Annotated in this window: 9 protein-coding genes; 4 read left to right on the top strand and 5 right to left on the bottom strand. The window is 64.5% G+C overall.

Annotated features, from left to right (window positions below):
* The first annotated feature begins 297 nt into the window (after nucleotides 1-297).
* Nucleotides 298-1,458, top strand: coding sequence for a tyramine oxidase subunit B (locus MHX52_RS08240; RefSeq protein ID WP_239317622.1), 1,161 nt, complete (start codon nucleotides 298-300; stop codon nucleotides 1,456-1,458).
* Between the two features lie 15 nt (nucleotides 1,459-1,473).
* Nucleotides 1,474-2,910, top strand: a complete 1,437-nt coding sequence (gene glnA / locus MHX52_RS08235) for a type I glutamate--ammonia ligase (protein ID WP_035005088.1) — start codon at nucleotides 1,474-1,476, stop codon at nucleotides 2,908-2,910.
* 56 nt (nucleotides 2,911-2,966) lie between these two features.
* On the opposite strand, the gene MHX52_RS08230 is transcribed toward glnA, so the two are convergent.
* From MHX52_RS08230 to MHX52_RS08210, 5 genes are all read right to left on the bottom strand, one after another.
* Nucleotides 2,967-3,671 carry a dihydrofolate reductase gene (locus MHX52_RS08230; RefSeq protein WP_070487196.1) on the bottom strand — a complete coding sequence of 235 codons (705 nt, stop codon included), beginning with the start codon at nucleotides 3,669-3,671 and terminating at the stop codon, nucleotides 2,967-2,969.
* Nucleotides 3,672-4,493 carry a thymidylate synthase gene (locus MHX52_RS08225; protein ID WP_070487195.1) on the bottom strand — a complete coding sequence of 274 codons (822 nt, stop codon included), beginning with the start codon at nucleotides 4,491-4,493 and terminating at the stop codon, nucleotides 3,672-3,674.
* 121 nt (nucleotides 4,494-4,614) lie between these two features.
* Entirely contained in the window at nucleotides 4,615-5,637 is a 1,023-nt protein-coding gene (locus MHX52_RS08220; protein ID WP_239317620.1) for a triacylglycerol lipase, read from the bottom strand.
* Nucleotides 5,627-6,553 carry an alpha/beta fold hydrolase gene (locus tag MHX52_RS08215; protein WP_239317618.1) on the bottom strand — a complete coding sequence of 309 codons (927 nt, stop codon included), beginning with the start codon at nucleotides 6,551-6,553 and terminating at the stop codon, nucleotides 5,627-5,629. Before MHX52_RS08215 ends, MHX52_RS08220 begins: the two co-directional genes overlap by 11 nt.
* A 28-nt stretch (nucleotides 6,554-6,581) precedes the next feature.
* On the bottom strand, nucleotides 6,582-7,346 hold the full coding sequence (locus MHX52_RS08210; protein WP_239317615.1) for a 3'(2'),5'-bisphosphate nucleotidase CysQ: 765 nt from the start codon (nucleotides 7,344-7,346) through the stop codon (nucleotides 6,582-6,584).
* 34 nt (nucleotides 7,347-7,380) lie between these two features.
* On the opposite strand from MHX52_RS08210, the gene MHX52_RS08205 reads away from it, so the two are divergent.
* Nucleotides 7,381-12,465 (top strand): DEAD/DEAH box helicase, encoded by a 5,085-nt coding sequence (locus MHX52_RS08205; RefSeq protein WP_239317613.1) that lies wholly within the window; start codon nucleotides 7,381-7,383, stop codon nucleotides 12,463-12,465.
* Nucleotides 12,458-13,303 (top strand): DNA-formamidopyrimidine glycosylase family protein, encoded by an 846-nt coding sequence (locus tag MHX52_RS08200; protein WP_239317611.1) that lies wholly within the window; start codon nucleotides 12,458-12,460, stop codon nucleotides 13,301-13,303. Before MHX52_RS08205 ends, MHX52_RS08200 begins: the two co-directional genes overlap by 8 nt.
* Nucleotides 13,304-13,358 lie beyond the last annotated feature (55 nt).

The following is a 13,358-nucleotide window of genomic DNA, read 5'->3' as shown; positions in this document are numbered from 1 at the left end:
AGTGAGGTGCGGGTGGCCGCCTTCGGGGCGGTTACCCATTTGGGGGTGAAAAATTGGCCGTATATCTTGCTTAATTATTTATATGAAGCCCAGGGGGTTTGCCAGACTCATAGGTTTGCTCGACCGTATTGAAAACGTTGTTTCATTAAAATATTCGCGCGGGTTTGTATCGTTGAAGATGTACCGGTTTCCAAAAACCGGAGCGTACAGCGCTTGCGGCTAGCGCCCCAGCGCGTTATTTGATCTAGAAAATTTCAGATCCAACTAATCGAGAATCTTCGAGGAGAGATTTCGCCGATGACCCAGTCCACCGGCTCTACCGACACCAGCATCGACTTCCTGTGGCTTTCCGAGCCCGACATGATTGAAGCGGGGGTGACGGACTCTGCTCGTTGCGTCGACGTCATGGAAGAAACCCTGATCCTTCTGGATAAGGGCGACTACCGCATGGCCGGCGCTTCCGGAAATTCCCACGGCGCCCAGGTCAACTTCCCCGACAACCCCGAGCATGAGGGCATGCCCGCCAACGGCCCCGACCGTCGCTTCATGGCTATGCCCGCCTACCTTGGCGGCCGGTTCAAGGGCGCTGGCGTGAAGTGGTACGGCTCGAACGCCGAGAACCGCGCCGCAGACCTGCCACGCTCCATCCACGTGTTTGTCCTCAACGATGCCGTCACCGGCGCCCCGAAGGCCATCATGTCGGCCAACCTGCTGTCTGCGTACCGCACTGGTGCGGTTCCGGCTGTGGGCGTCAAGCACCTCGCCGTAGAGAACGCAGAGACCGTAGGCATCATCGGACCGGGCGTCATGTCCCGCACCATCCTGGCCTCCTCCATCACCCAGCGCCCCAGCATCAAGACCGTAAAGATCAAGGGCCGCAGCGCTGGTTCCACCGAAAAGGCAGCACAGTGGATCCGCGACCGCTTCGAGAACCTGGACGTGCAGGTCGTCGACAGCGAGCAAGAGGCCATCGAGGGCAGCGACATCCTGATCGCCGGCACCTCCACCTCCCCGGACGGCCCGCAGGCCTTCCCGTACTTCAAGCGCGAGTGGCTCAAGCCCGGCGCGCTGGTGCTGTGCCCCGCAGCGGCCCGCTTCGATGACGACTTCATCAAGTCCGAAGAATCCAACCTGGTGCTGGACTACGACGGCCTGTACAAGGAATGGTTCCAGGAAAACGGCCCGGACGTCACCTACGAACGCCTGCTGGGAATCCCCGGTAACCGCTGGTGGGACATGGTCGAGGAAGGCACCCTGCCGAAGGAGAAGCTGCACAACATCGGTGCCATCGCCGCGGGTAAGACCCCAGGCCGCGAGAACGACGAGCAGATCTTCTTCTACTCCATTGGCGGCATGCCCGTCGAGGACGTTTCCTGGGCCACCGAGGTGTACGAAAACGCCCTGGAGAAGGGCATCGGCACCACGCTTAACCTCTGGGATACCCCGGAGCTAACCTAGGAGCCTGAACGAACCATGGAGTTCAAAAACATCGACCAGGTCATCGACTTCATTAAGTCGGAAAACATTCGCTACCTGGACATTCGCTTTACCAACATGTTCGGCCTGGAACATGGGCTGACTGTCCCGGCGCGCGAGCTAACTCCCAAGGCGGCGGAGGACGGCTTCGCCTTCGACGGCTCCTCCATCCCCGGCTTCTCCACCGTGGATAAGTCGGACATGGCGCTGATCCCGGATCCGACGACCGCCTACGTGGATCCGTTTCGCGAGCACCCCACGCTGAACATGCAGTTCTTCGTGCAAGATCCGCTGACTCGCCAGCCGTACCGCCGCGACCCGCGCACCATCGCGCGCAAGGCGGAGAACTACCTGAAGGAAACCGGCGTGGCGGACACCTGCTCGATCGGTGCGGAGGCGGAGTTCTACGTCTTCGATTCCGTCCAATACGCCTCCGACACCAACATGTCCTTCCACCGCGTGGATTCGGACGAGGGGTGGTGGCGCTCCGGCGAGGAGACGATGATGGACGGCTCGCCGAACCGCGGTAACCAGATCCGCATCAACGACGGCTACTTCCCAGTCGCCCCGTACGACAAGACCATCCCGGTGCGCGACGATATTGCGTACAACCTGGAGAAGGTCGGCTTCGAGATCGAGCGCTTCCACCACGAGGTCGCCACCGGCGGCATCCAGGAGGTCAACTATCGCTTCGATACCCTGCTGGCCGCCGCGGACGACCTGCAGACTTTCAAGTACGTGGTGAAGAACACCGCCGAGCAGCACCGCAAAACCGCCACCTTCATGCCGAAGCCGCTGGCCGGCGATGGCGGTTGTGGCATGCATGCCCACCAGTCGCTGTGGAAGGACGGCAAGCCGCTGTTCTACGACGAGACGGGCTATGCGGGGCTCTCCGACATGGCGCGCTATTACATCGGTGGTCTGTTGCACCACGCCCCGGCGGTGCTCGCCTTTACGAACCCCACCGTTAACTCTTATCGACGCCTATATTCCGGCTTCGAGGCACCCGTCAACTTGGCCTATTCGCAGTCCAACCGCTCGGCCGCCATCCGCATTCCGCTGACCGGCGATAGCCCTGCGGCCAAGCGTATTGAGTTCCGTGCGCCGGACCCGTCCTCGAACCCCTACCTGGGCTTCGCAGCCCAGCTGATGGCGGGGCTGGACGGCATTCTGAACCGCATTGAGCCGGGCGAGCCGACAGATAAGGACCTCTACGAGTTGCCGCCTGAGGAGGCAAAGAAGGTTCCGAAGGTGCCACACTCGCTGGAGGCCGCCCTGACGGCCATGGAGGAAGACCACGACTTCCTGACCGCCGGGGGAGTCTTCGACGAGGACTTCCTGCAGGCCTATGTGCGCCTGAAGTACGAGCTGGAGATCCAGCCGCTGCGCCAGGGACCAAGCCCGAAGGAGTTCGAGCTGTACTACAGCGTGTAGTTAGCTGCGCGCTACGGCGCGGACCTGGCCACGCGCTAGAGCGCGGAGCTAGTTGACTAGCGCCGCGTCCAGGTGCAGAAGCGGTAACGCAGGGGCTGCTCGGGATTGACCTCTTGGTCGACCGGGTGGCCCTTTAGCGATTCCTGCCACTCCTCGGCGTGCTCTTCGAACTCTTCGGTGGGCACCAGAGGTGCGTACACCTGGAAGCGCTCGGGGGCCTCCATGTCGATCTCCGTGATGACGATGCGATCAGCCACGGGCATGCACTGGGCGTACACCTGGCCGCCACCTAGTACCCATACGGTGGGGGTGCGCTCGTCTGCAGTGCCCTCAGCGCTAGCGCTGTCTTTCAACTCGTTGAGGATCTGCTCCGCGGCGTTCGCCAGGGCACTCGGGATCGAAGGCTCGATGATGCCACCGGGGGCGTCATAGTCATCCTGCCGAGTGATCACATAGTTCGTGCGCCCCGGCAGCGGGCGGAAGCCATCGTCGAGCGCTTCCCAGGAGGTGCGCCCCATGACGACGGGGTAGCCGGTGGTGGCGTTCTTAAAGTGCTTCAGGTCCTCCGGCAGATACCAGGGCATGTCCGCGCCATCGCCGATCACACCGGCGGTGGTTTGCGCCCAGATCATGCCGATCTCCACCTGATCGCGGGAAATCCCCTTGGCCTCTAGGGCATAGCTGACCGCGGCGGCGGTGAGTTCCGGGTAGTCGCCCGGCTCGTAGCCGGTCGGGCGGTGGGGTTGGTTGTTGGAAGTCATTTATACGGCCACCTTTGCCTTGATCACCGGGTGTGGGTCGTAGCCGGTGAACTCGATATCGGAGAAGTCGTAGGAGAACATGTCCGCAGCCTTGTTCAGCTGCAGCTGTGGGTACGGGCGGGCATCGCGGGAAAGCTGGAGCTTTACCTGCTCCACGTGGTTGTCATAGATGTGGCAATCGCCGCCGGTCCAGATGAATTCGCCGACCTCTAGCCCCGCCTGCTGGGCGAACATGTGAGTCAGCAGCGAGTAGCTGGCGATGTTGAAGGGCACGCCCAGGAACATGTCTGCGCTGCGCTGGTACAGCTGGCAGCTCAGCTTGCCGTTGGCCACGTATAGCTGAAACAGCAGGTGGCAGGGTGGCAGGGCCATGTTGTCCAGTTCCGAGACATTCCAGGCACTCACGATATTGCGGCGCGAGTCCGGGTTAGTCTGCAGAGTTTCCAACGCACCGGCGATCTGGTCGATGTGCTGTCCGTTCGGGGTCGGCCAGCTGCGCCACTGCACGCCGTAGACCGGCCCCAGGTCACCGTTCTCGTCGGCCCATTCGTTCCAGATGCGAATGCCGTTTTCCTGCAGCCAGCGCACGTTGGAATCTCCGCGGAGGAACCACAGCAGTTCACCCACCACGGACTTCACGTGGACCGACTTGGTGGTGATCAGCGGGAAGCCTGCGGAGAGGTCATAGCGGATCTGGCGGCCAAACAGGCTGGTGGTACCCGTGCCGGTGCGGTCGCCCTTGGGGGTGCCCGTTTCGAGGATCTCCCGCAGAAGGTCCTCGTAGGGGGTGGGGATGGAACTCGGCTGCTGCTGGGGTGCCACTGCTCGCCGCCTCCTTTCACGCTCGAAGCTTCTTGGGGTTTGAAAGTCCCACATAGTCTACGTCGGCTATCAAGCGGTGGCACCCGCGGGGCTGGCAAGCCCGGCTGGGGACAAGCCGAGACTAGGAACCGGCAGCGGCCCCAGAAGCGGAACCGGCAGCGGATCCGCGCGCCGGGTTAGAGCAGTGCTCGGCGGTTGGCGTGTGGTCGCCTGCCTCGCGGGTCAGGCCCCACAGGATCAGCCCGATGGTTGGATCGTGCTGGGGTAAGGCAGCGTGCGCCGGCGGAATGGTGATCTTGCAGGCAGCGCCTACCTCCACGTTCGCCACATCCGCACCGTCGATCGATTCCAACATGGAGGTCTTGTTCGGTGTGGCGGTGGTATCAGCGGAAGAGTAGAGGTTGGTGTACTGCACGCGCTTGTCGGTATCCGGCAGTTTGTTCAAGCGATCGATGAGTTCCGAACCGACCAGCTGCTGCACGCCAGCCTTACCTGCGACGGACTCTGCAAGCTTCGGGTTCCGCTCAATGATCGGGCGCAGCATCTTATCCATACCGGCCAGAGTGGTGCCGTGGTAAGTCGGGGCCACACCAACCGCACGGCCGACCTTATCGCCGCTGCCGTTCTCCGCGATGTACTTCTTCAAGTGCAATCCACCCTGGGAGTGGCCCACCAGGTCGACCTTCTCTGCGCCCGTCACGGACAGGATGTAGTCGATAGTCGAAGCGATCTCCTTAGCGGAATCATCGATGTCCGTCATCGCGTAGTGTCCCAGCAAATTCGGCTTGCCGTCCGTGGGTTTGCCGTAGTTGAAGGCCCACGTGCAAAAGCCCTCCTTGGATAGAGCGTTGGCGGCCTTCTGCCAGCGCGTCGAGTTATCGGACGTGCCGTGGATGAAGACGACGGGGTTCGGGTGCTCCGGGGAGGGGACACAGGTGGGATTGTTCACAGGTGCCTTGGCCACATGCTTGCCTTCTAGACCGGCGGGGACTGCGGCGTCCGGAATAGCGCTAGAAGCATCGGCATCAGCAGCTAGGGCAGAAGGGGTGAGGGAAGAGAGGGTAGAGAGGGCAACGCTCAGCGCTGCAGCGCCGGCGAGGATGGATCGGCGAGCCCGACCCAGATTGCGAGAGTCAGTTTTCATGGAAGAAACGATAGCCTAACTTCCAGCGCTGTCCGCCATTACATCCAGAATGCACGGGCGTGTGATCACCCCGATCGCGAGTCAAACCCCACTCGATCAGGCCAATGATGTGATCATTTTCGGGAAGCGATGCATGCCCCGGCGGAAGCAGCAGACCACAGACCTCGCCGACCTCCGCGTCGGCCACATCCGCCCCGCCGATGGACTCCAGCTGAGACGTGGAATTTGGCGTGGCCGTCAGATCCTTCGAAGTGAAGATGTTCGTGTACATCACGTTCGGGTGGGTATCCGGCAGCTCGTTGAGCCGACTGATGAAATCCGAACTACTCAGCTGTTGAATCGCGGCCTTGCCCGCCACCAGATCCGCGAATTCGGGGTTGCGGTCCACTAGGTTCTGCAGGATCGAGGACATCCCGGTCATCGTCGTGCCGTGATACGTCGCGGCCACTCCCACCGCGCGGCGCACCGTATCCTGCCCACCGTGCTCTGCAATGTACTTCTTTATGTGCAGCCCGCCCTGGGAGTGGCCCACCAGATCCACCTTGCTGGCGCCGGTGACCTCCAGGATGTAATCAATCGTCGCCGCGATCTCCAGGGCGGATTCGTTGATGTCGTTCACGGCAAACACACCCGGGATCGCCGGGCGGCCCTCCTCCGGCTGGCCGTAGTTGAAAGCCCACACCGAATAACCCTGGGCGGCGAAATACGTTGCGGCTTTCTGCCAGCGGAAAGTGTTATCCGTCGTGCCGTGGATAAACACCAGGGGGCAGGGGTGCTCCTCCGTAAGCTCCTTCCGCGGATTATTGGCGGGCGCGCCGATAACATAGCGCCCCTGCAGCGTGGCGGGAATGTCCGCGTCCGGCTCCAGCTGCGCGCGGGAGGCGGGGCGGGGCGTCAAGAAGGAAAAAGGGAGCATGCAGTGCTAGGAGCAGGGCTAGAGAGGGCTACAGAGAGTAAGCGCCGTGCTTGTCGTGGAACTTCGCGGCGGAGGCCAGGATCTCGTCGGCCATGTCGGGGCGGGAGATCACCAGATCCGGCAGGTACGGCGACTCGCAGTTGTAGCACAGTTCCGTGCCATCCAGGCGGGAAGTGTGCAGGCCAGCGGCCTGGGCAATGCCGACGGGGGCTGCGTTGTCCCACTCGTACTGGCCACCGGCGTGGACGTAGGCATCGTTATCGCCCAGGATCACGGAGACGGCTTTAGCTCCGCAGGAACCCATGGTTACCAGCTCCAGGCCCAGATCCTCGGCGATGAACTCAGCGATCGCCGGGGTGGTGTTCTGGCTGATCACCAGGCGGTTCGTGCGGGAGCCCTCGACGGCGCGGACCTCCGAACTGCTGAACACGCGCCCCAGGTCCGGCATCCCCACGGCGGACTCGACGATCTTGCCGTTCTCCACCAGCGCAATGTGCACGGCCCAGTCCTGGCGGCCGCCGGCGTACTCCCGGGTTCCGTCGAGCGGGTCGATGATCCACACGCGCGAGTTATCCAGGCGTGCAAGGTCGTCCTCTGCCTCTTCCGAGAGCATTGCATCGTTCGGGCGGTGTTGTACGAGGGAGCGGGCGATCCAGTCCTGCGCCAGCGCGTCGCCGGCCTTGCCCAGCTCGGTGCCGCGGAGCAGACCTACGTTCCTTACGCCTTTGAGGATCTCTCCGGTGCCCTGCGCGAGTCTCTGGGCCAGCGTCGCATCATTGAGTTCAGCCGTCATAGTTCTTACTTTAGCGGTCTGTTTAAATGGTCACATGGCTGATGACCCGCTGGATTCCTTTTATGCCCCCGTTGCAGCGTGGTTCAGAGACGTTTTCGCCGAGCCGACGATTGTGCAAACGCAGGCATGGCGGGCTATTTCCGCAGGTCAGAATGCTTTAGTGGTGGCGCCGACGGGGTCGGGTAAAACCCTGGCTGCTTTTTTATGGTCGCTGTCGCGACTTTCTGGGGGATCTTTTTTTAATGACGCCCCCACGCCTGAAAAATCCAGTCCCACCAAGGTTTTGTACATCTCCCCGTTGAAAGCATTGGGCGTGGACGTCAGCCGAAACCTGGCGGCTCCGCTGGCAGGCATTGCGCGGGTGGCCGACGCGATGGGGGAGACCGCCGCCCCGGTGCGGGTGGGCGTGCGCAGCGGGGACACCCCGCAGTCGGAGCGATCCAAGCTGCTGCGCAACCCGCCGGAGATTCTGGTGACCACGCCCGAGTCGCTGTACCTGATGCTGACCAGCAAGGCGGCGGCCACGCTGGCGAATGTGGACACCGTGATCGTGGACGAGGTACACGCGGTGGCCGGCACGAAGCGCGGCACACACCTGGCGCTGTCGCTGGAGAGGTTGGAGATGCTGACGGGTCAGGCGGTGCAGCGCATCGGCCTGTCGGCGACGGTTAACCCCGTGGATAAGGTGGCCAGCTTTTTGGGAGGCGATCGCCCGGTGACGGTGGTGAACCCCGAGCAGCCGAAGTCTTGGGATGTGCAGGTGACCAGCGTGGTGGAGGACTTCCAGGATCCTCCATCGACAGAAGACGTCGCGTTGGCGGAGTATGAGGTGACGGAGTCGGAGGCGGCGTCAGAAAAAGAAACAGAAGAACCGATAGACGAGGCACTGCTTGGCCCCAGCCTCATCGGCGAAGGGGTGGGCGGCAGCACCCAGGCCGGGTCGGGGGCGCGCGTGGCGAGCGGGGTGGATAAGGAATCTGCACTGCCGCAGCAGAAAAGCGTGTGGCCGCACGTGCAGCGCGCGATCTACCGGCAGGTGATGGAGAACCGCTCCACGCTGGTGTTCGTGAACTCCCGGCGCGCGGCGGAGAGGCTGACCGGGGCGCTGAACGAGGAATGGGCCAAGGAGCACGATCCGGATGCGCTGGCCGCCCCGACCCGGCGCGACCCGGCGCAGATGATGGCGCAGTCCGGGGCTGTGCGGGGGATGGACGGTGCAGGTGTGGCGCGGGCGCACCACGGTTCGGTCTCCAAGGACGAGCGCGCCGACATCGAGGCGGCGCTGAAATCGGGAGAGCTGCGCTGCGTGGTGGCGACGAGCTCCCTGGAGCTGGGTATTGACATGGGTCTGGTAGATCACGTGGTGCAGGTCGGCGCGCCGCCGTCGGTGGCTTCGGCGGTGCAGCGGTGCGGCCGCGCCGGACACACCGTGGGCGCGACCAGCCACGCGACCATCTACCCGCTGCATAAGCAGGACGCCGAAGCCGCGGTGGTTGTTGTGGATCGGCTGCTGAAGGGGGAGCTGGAGCCGCTGCACGTGGTGCATAACGCGCTGGACGTGTTGGCGCAGCAGACCGTGGCGGCGAGTGTGCAGGCCGGCGCGGTCGGCGCCAGTGGCACAGACGGCTCGGGCGCGCTGGACGTCGAGGAGTGGTGGCGCGTCGTCCGCCGCGCTCATCCCTACGCCACTCTGCCTCGCGAGGCCTTCGACGGCGTGATCGAGATGATCAGCGGCCGTTACCCATCCACCGACTTCGCGGACCTGAAGGCCCGCGCGATCTACGACCCCGTGGCCGGCACTCTGGAAGCCCGCCCCGGCGCGCAACGCCTGGCCGTAACCAGCGGCGGCACCATCCCGGACCGCGGGATGTTCGGAGTGTTCCTGGCCGCCGGGGAAAACGACGGCGCGCGCCGGGTCGGCGAGCTGGACGAGGAGATGGTCTACGAGTCCCGCGTCGGCGACGTATTCACCCTGGGGGCGAGCAGTTGGCGCATCCTGGAAATCAACCGCGACCAGGTGATTGTTGCCCCCGCAGCAGGTCACACCGGTCGTCTGCCGTTCTGGGTGGGCGATGCCGCAGGCCGCCCCGTGGAGCTCGGTCAAGCCATCGGCGAGAACCGCCGTACTTGGGGCTCTGGCACGTTGGAGGACATTCGCTCGGCCGTTTTTTTGGACGCCCACACCCGCACCAACCTGGATGCCTACTACCAGGAGCAGAAGCAAACCGCCGGGATCATCCCGGACGAGCGAACCGTGCTGATCGAGCGCTTCCGCGACGACATCGGCGACTGGCGCGTAGTGGTGCACACTCCCTTCGGCCGTGGAGTGAACGCGCCGTGGGCGCTGGCGCTGGGGGCGGAGCTGAACCGCCGGACGGGGATTGATGCGATGGCCGTGGCCGGCGACGACGGTATGGTGCTCCGCCTGCCCTATTCGGACGAACCTCCGGGGATGGAGCTGCTGCTGGGCGAGGGGTACAGCGGTGCCGAGCGGGCGGAAGCGACGCTGGCGGATGTGATGGAGGAGGTAGGCTCCTCTGCGTTGTTTGCGGCTCGCTTCCGCGAGTGCGCCGCCCGCGCTTTGCTGCTGCCGCGCCGCAACCCCGGTAAGCGCCAGCCGCTGTGGCAGCAACGCCAGCGGGCCGCCCAGCTGCTGGACGTTGCCCGGGAGCACCCGGAGTTTCCGGTGATGGTGGAGACTATGCGCGAGTGCGTGCACGACGTCTACAACCTGGACTTCCTGAAGGTGCTGGTAGCAAACCTGGGGCAGCGGGATGTGCGCCTGGCGGAGGTCACCACCGAGGCTCCGAGCGCGTTTGCCGAGTCTCTGCTGTTCACCTACACCAGCGCCTTCATGTACGAGGGCGATTCCGCTGAGCGCGCAGCCGCCCTGGCCGTGGACCCAGCGTTGTTGGCGAAAGTGCTGGGCACCCGGGAGGAGGGCATGGCCCTGGACCCAGCTGCGGTCCGCCGGGTGGTGGATGCCGCCCAGTGGCTGGCCGAGGGGCGCCAGGCCACCAGCGTGGAGCAAGCCGTGGATATGCTGCGTGCCCTCGGGCCGCTGAGCCTGGATGGCGTGCGCGAACGTATCGAACCCTGGGCTGGGACGGTGGAGGATAGCCTCGCGCAGCTGCGGGAGTTGGTTCCCACGCGCCTGATGGAGGTGCACTTCGGCGGGCAGCTGAAGCTCGGCGCGGTCGAGGACATGCCCCTGCTGCGCGACGGCCTGGGCGTGCCCGTACCGCCCGGCGTGGCCATTGCCGCCGAACAGGTGGACCAGGTGGACAATGCCATCGACCAACTGTTGCTGAGGTGGATGAAGAATCGCGGGCCCACGACCGCCACCGAGACCGCCGCCGAGTTTGGCCTGGGACGCACGACCGCCGACGCGCTGTTGGCCCGCTGGGCTGAGGGCAAGCAGCGCCGCTTGAGCGCAGGGCACTTTGTCTACCTTGGTGATTCTTTCAGTGGGCCTAGTAGCTCCGGCGACTCTCGTGGCTCTAGCGGAGGCACGGCATCCACTACTTCGCACGACACGAGCGCGGATCCCCAGGGGGAGACTCAGGCAGACCCCCGAGGGGAGATGCAGTACGTGGATACGGGGATGCTCCGCCGCCTCCGATCGGCAACCCTGGCCGCCGCGCGCGGATCGCTGGAACCGGTGACCCAGCAAACCTACGCACAGTTCCTAGCCGACTGGCACGGCCTGGGCCAGATGCAGCGCGAGGAGCTCGCCAGCGCCCTGGAACAACTCGCCGGGGTGCCGATCCCCGCCAGCGCGTGGGAAACCCTGGTGCTGCCCGCACGCATCCCGGACTATCAGCCGGGAGACCTGGACGAGCTGCTCAGCACCGGCGAGATTCTCGCCGTCGGTGCCGGGCAGGCCGGTGCCAAGGATGCCTGGGTGAGCTTCGTGCCCGCGGACATGGTCGAGTACCTGCTGGAAGACGGGGAGGGGCTGGAACGTGGCGTCCATAAAGAAACAGCGACCACCTTGGGCATGGTGGCCACACAGATCCTCGAGCACCTGCAGCGTGGCGGCGCGTTTCTGGCGGCCGAGTTGCAGGCGGCGACGGGCGCGGATCACGCGGAGGTAGATGCGGCGCTGTGGGAGCTATTCGATGCCGGGTTGGTGGCGCCCGATAGTTTCGCGGCTGTGCGTGCGCGGCTGGTGGAGGCCGGCTCCACGGGTAAGCAGGCTCACCGTGCGCCCCGGCGGAACCAGGGGCGCGGGTCGGCGCGCCGGGTGCGGATGGGGCGCAGCGGATTTGCGCGGGCGGCGCGGCGGTCGATGAACGCGCACTCTTCGGTGCCGGGGCGGTGGTCGGCGGTGTACGGCGCTGGTGCTGGTGTTGCAGGGGAGCTAGAAGCTCCTGCCGACGCCGCGGAGCTGGCCCTGGTGCGCTCCGAAGCATGGATTGACCGCTACGCCGTGGTCACCCGTGGGGCGGTCGTAGCGGAAAAGGCCGCCGGGGGTTTCGCCGAGGCCTACCGGACGTTGAGCGCCTGGGAGGATTCCGGTGAAGTGTTGCGCGGTTACATCGTCGAAGGCTTGGGCGGGGCACAGTTCGCCCCGCGGGATGTAATTTCCCAGCTCCGGAGGGCACAGGACGGGCGCGGAAACGGGCTCGGCGGTGCCAGCTCGGCTGCTGGCGGTGTTGGCAGTGGCGCTGCGGGCATTGGTACCGGCAAAATGGCCGCCTCCGAGCATGCACCCCAGCTGCTTTCCGTCCTGGACCCCGCGAACCCTTTCGGCTCCACGCTGCCCTGGCCGGAGGTTTCGCACTCGGCCACAGAGGGCATGGCACCTACGCGAGCAGCGGGTGCCATGATCATCATCGCCGCCGGTCGCGCAGAGGCTTATGTCACTCGCGGCGGTAGAAACGTGGTTCTTTTTGCTCGGCCCGATTTTGGTGACGCCACGTCTGCCGAACTCGGCGCCTCAGCTCCACAGATCGAACTGGTGGTCGGGATTCTCAAGGAGGCCATCCGCGCCGGACGTTTGAGTCCCGTGACCATCGAGAAGGTCAACGGTTCCTCGGTGATGGACATCGCCACGACAGATTGGGTGGCTGCAGGTGCACGCCTGACTCCGAAGGGGCTGAGCATCCGTGCCTGAGGGTGACTCTGTACTCCAGCTTTCCAACCGCCTGCAATGGATGACGGGGCGGACGGTGCGCCATACCGACATTCGGGTGCCCCGCTTTGCCACGGAGAGCTTCGACGGCGAAGAAGTCATACGAGTGTGGCCCTACGGCAAGCACCTATTCATGCACATTGGCGACCGGGTGATCCACACGCATCTGAAGATGGAAGGCGTGTGGGCGATCCACCGCGCGGGGCAGCGTTGGCGCAGGCCAGGCTTTAGCGCACGCATCGTGCTGCGCTTTAGCCCCCAGCACGCCGGCGGCGAGGAGATCGAGATCGTGGGGCACGACCTCGGCTTCGTGCGGGTGTTCAAGTTCGCGGACTACCCGCAGGTTATTGCGCACCTGGGGCCGGACATCCTGGCGGAAGACTGGGAGGCAGACGGTAGGGACGAGGCCATTGCGCGGATCATGCAACGTCCGGAAAGAACGCTGGGTGCCGCGCTGCTGGACCAGAAAAACGTAGCTGGGATTGGCAACGAATACCGCGCTGAGGTGATGTTCCTAGTGGGAATGCACCCGGAGGTGAAGGTGGGGCAGGTGGGAGAAGTGGGCGTCACAAAAACAATAGACCTGGCGCGAAGACTGATGTGGGACAACCGCCTTGAGCCGCACCGCGTTTTCACTGGCGACCGGCGGACCGGGCAGGGCAACTGGGTGTTCGGGCGTGCGGGCAAGGCGTGCCGGCGGTGCGGGGCGGCGATTCAGCAGGCGACGCTGGGTGGGCGCTGGGCTGGTGGGGATCCGGACTTGGATTCGGCGGAGTTGGAGCGGATCATCTGGTGGTGCCCGAGCTGCCAGGAGCGTTGAGCCTCCTTTGAAAGGCAGGGAACGTGGCAGGGGGGGGGCGGTCAGAGAGTGTGGC

This window comes from Corynebacterium sp. ACRQJ (assembly GCF_022346045.1).
Taxonomy (GTDB): domain Bacteria; phylum Actinomycetota; class Actinomycetes; order Mycobacteriales; family Mycobacteriaceae; genus Corynebacterium; species Corynebacterium evansiae.
This window is presented reverse-complemented; position numbering and strand designations above follow the sequence as displayed.

Bases quoted from the DNA above. Each gene is read 5' to 3' on its own strand.
- MHX52_RS08210 (WP_239317615.1), bottom strand. From the start codon at position 7,346: ATGACGGCTGAACTCAATGATGCGACGCTGGCCCAGAGACTCGCGCAG.
- MHX52_RS08240 (WP_239317622.1), top strand. From the start codon at position 298: ATGACCCAGTCCACCGGCTCTACCGACACCAGCATCGACTTCCTGTGG.
- MHX52_RS08215 (WP_239317618.1), bottom strand. From the start codon at position 6,553: ATGCTCCCTTTTTCCTTCTTGACGCCCCGCCCCGCCTCCCGCGCGCAG.
- MHX52_RS08220 (WP_239317620.1), bottom strand. From the start codon at position 5,637: ATGAAAACTGACTCTCGCAATCTGGGTCGGGCTCGCCGATCCATCCTC.
- MHX52_RS08205 (WP_239317613.1), top strand. From the start codon at position 7,381: ATGGCTGATGACCCGCTGGATTCCTTTTATGCCCCCGTTGCAGCGTGG.
- glnA (WP_035005088.1), top strand. From the start codon at position 1,474: ATGGAGTTCAAAAACATCGACCAGGTCATCGACTTCATTAAGTCGGAA.
- MHX52_RS08230 (WP_070487196.1), bottom strand. From the start codon at position 3,671: ATGACTTCCAACAACCAACCCCACCGCCCGACCGGCTACGAGCCGGGC.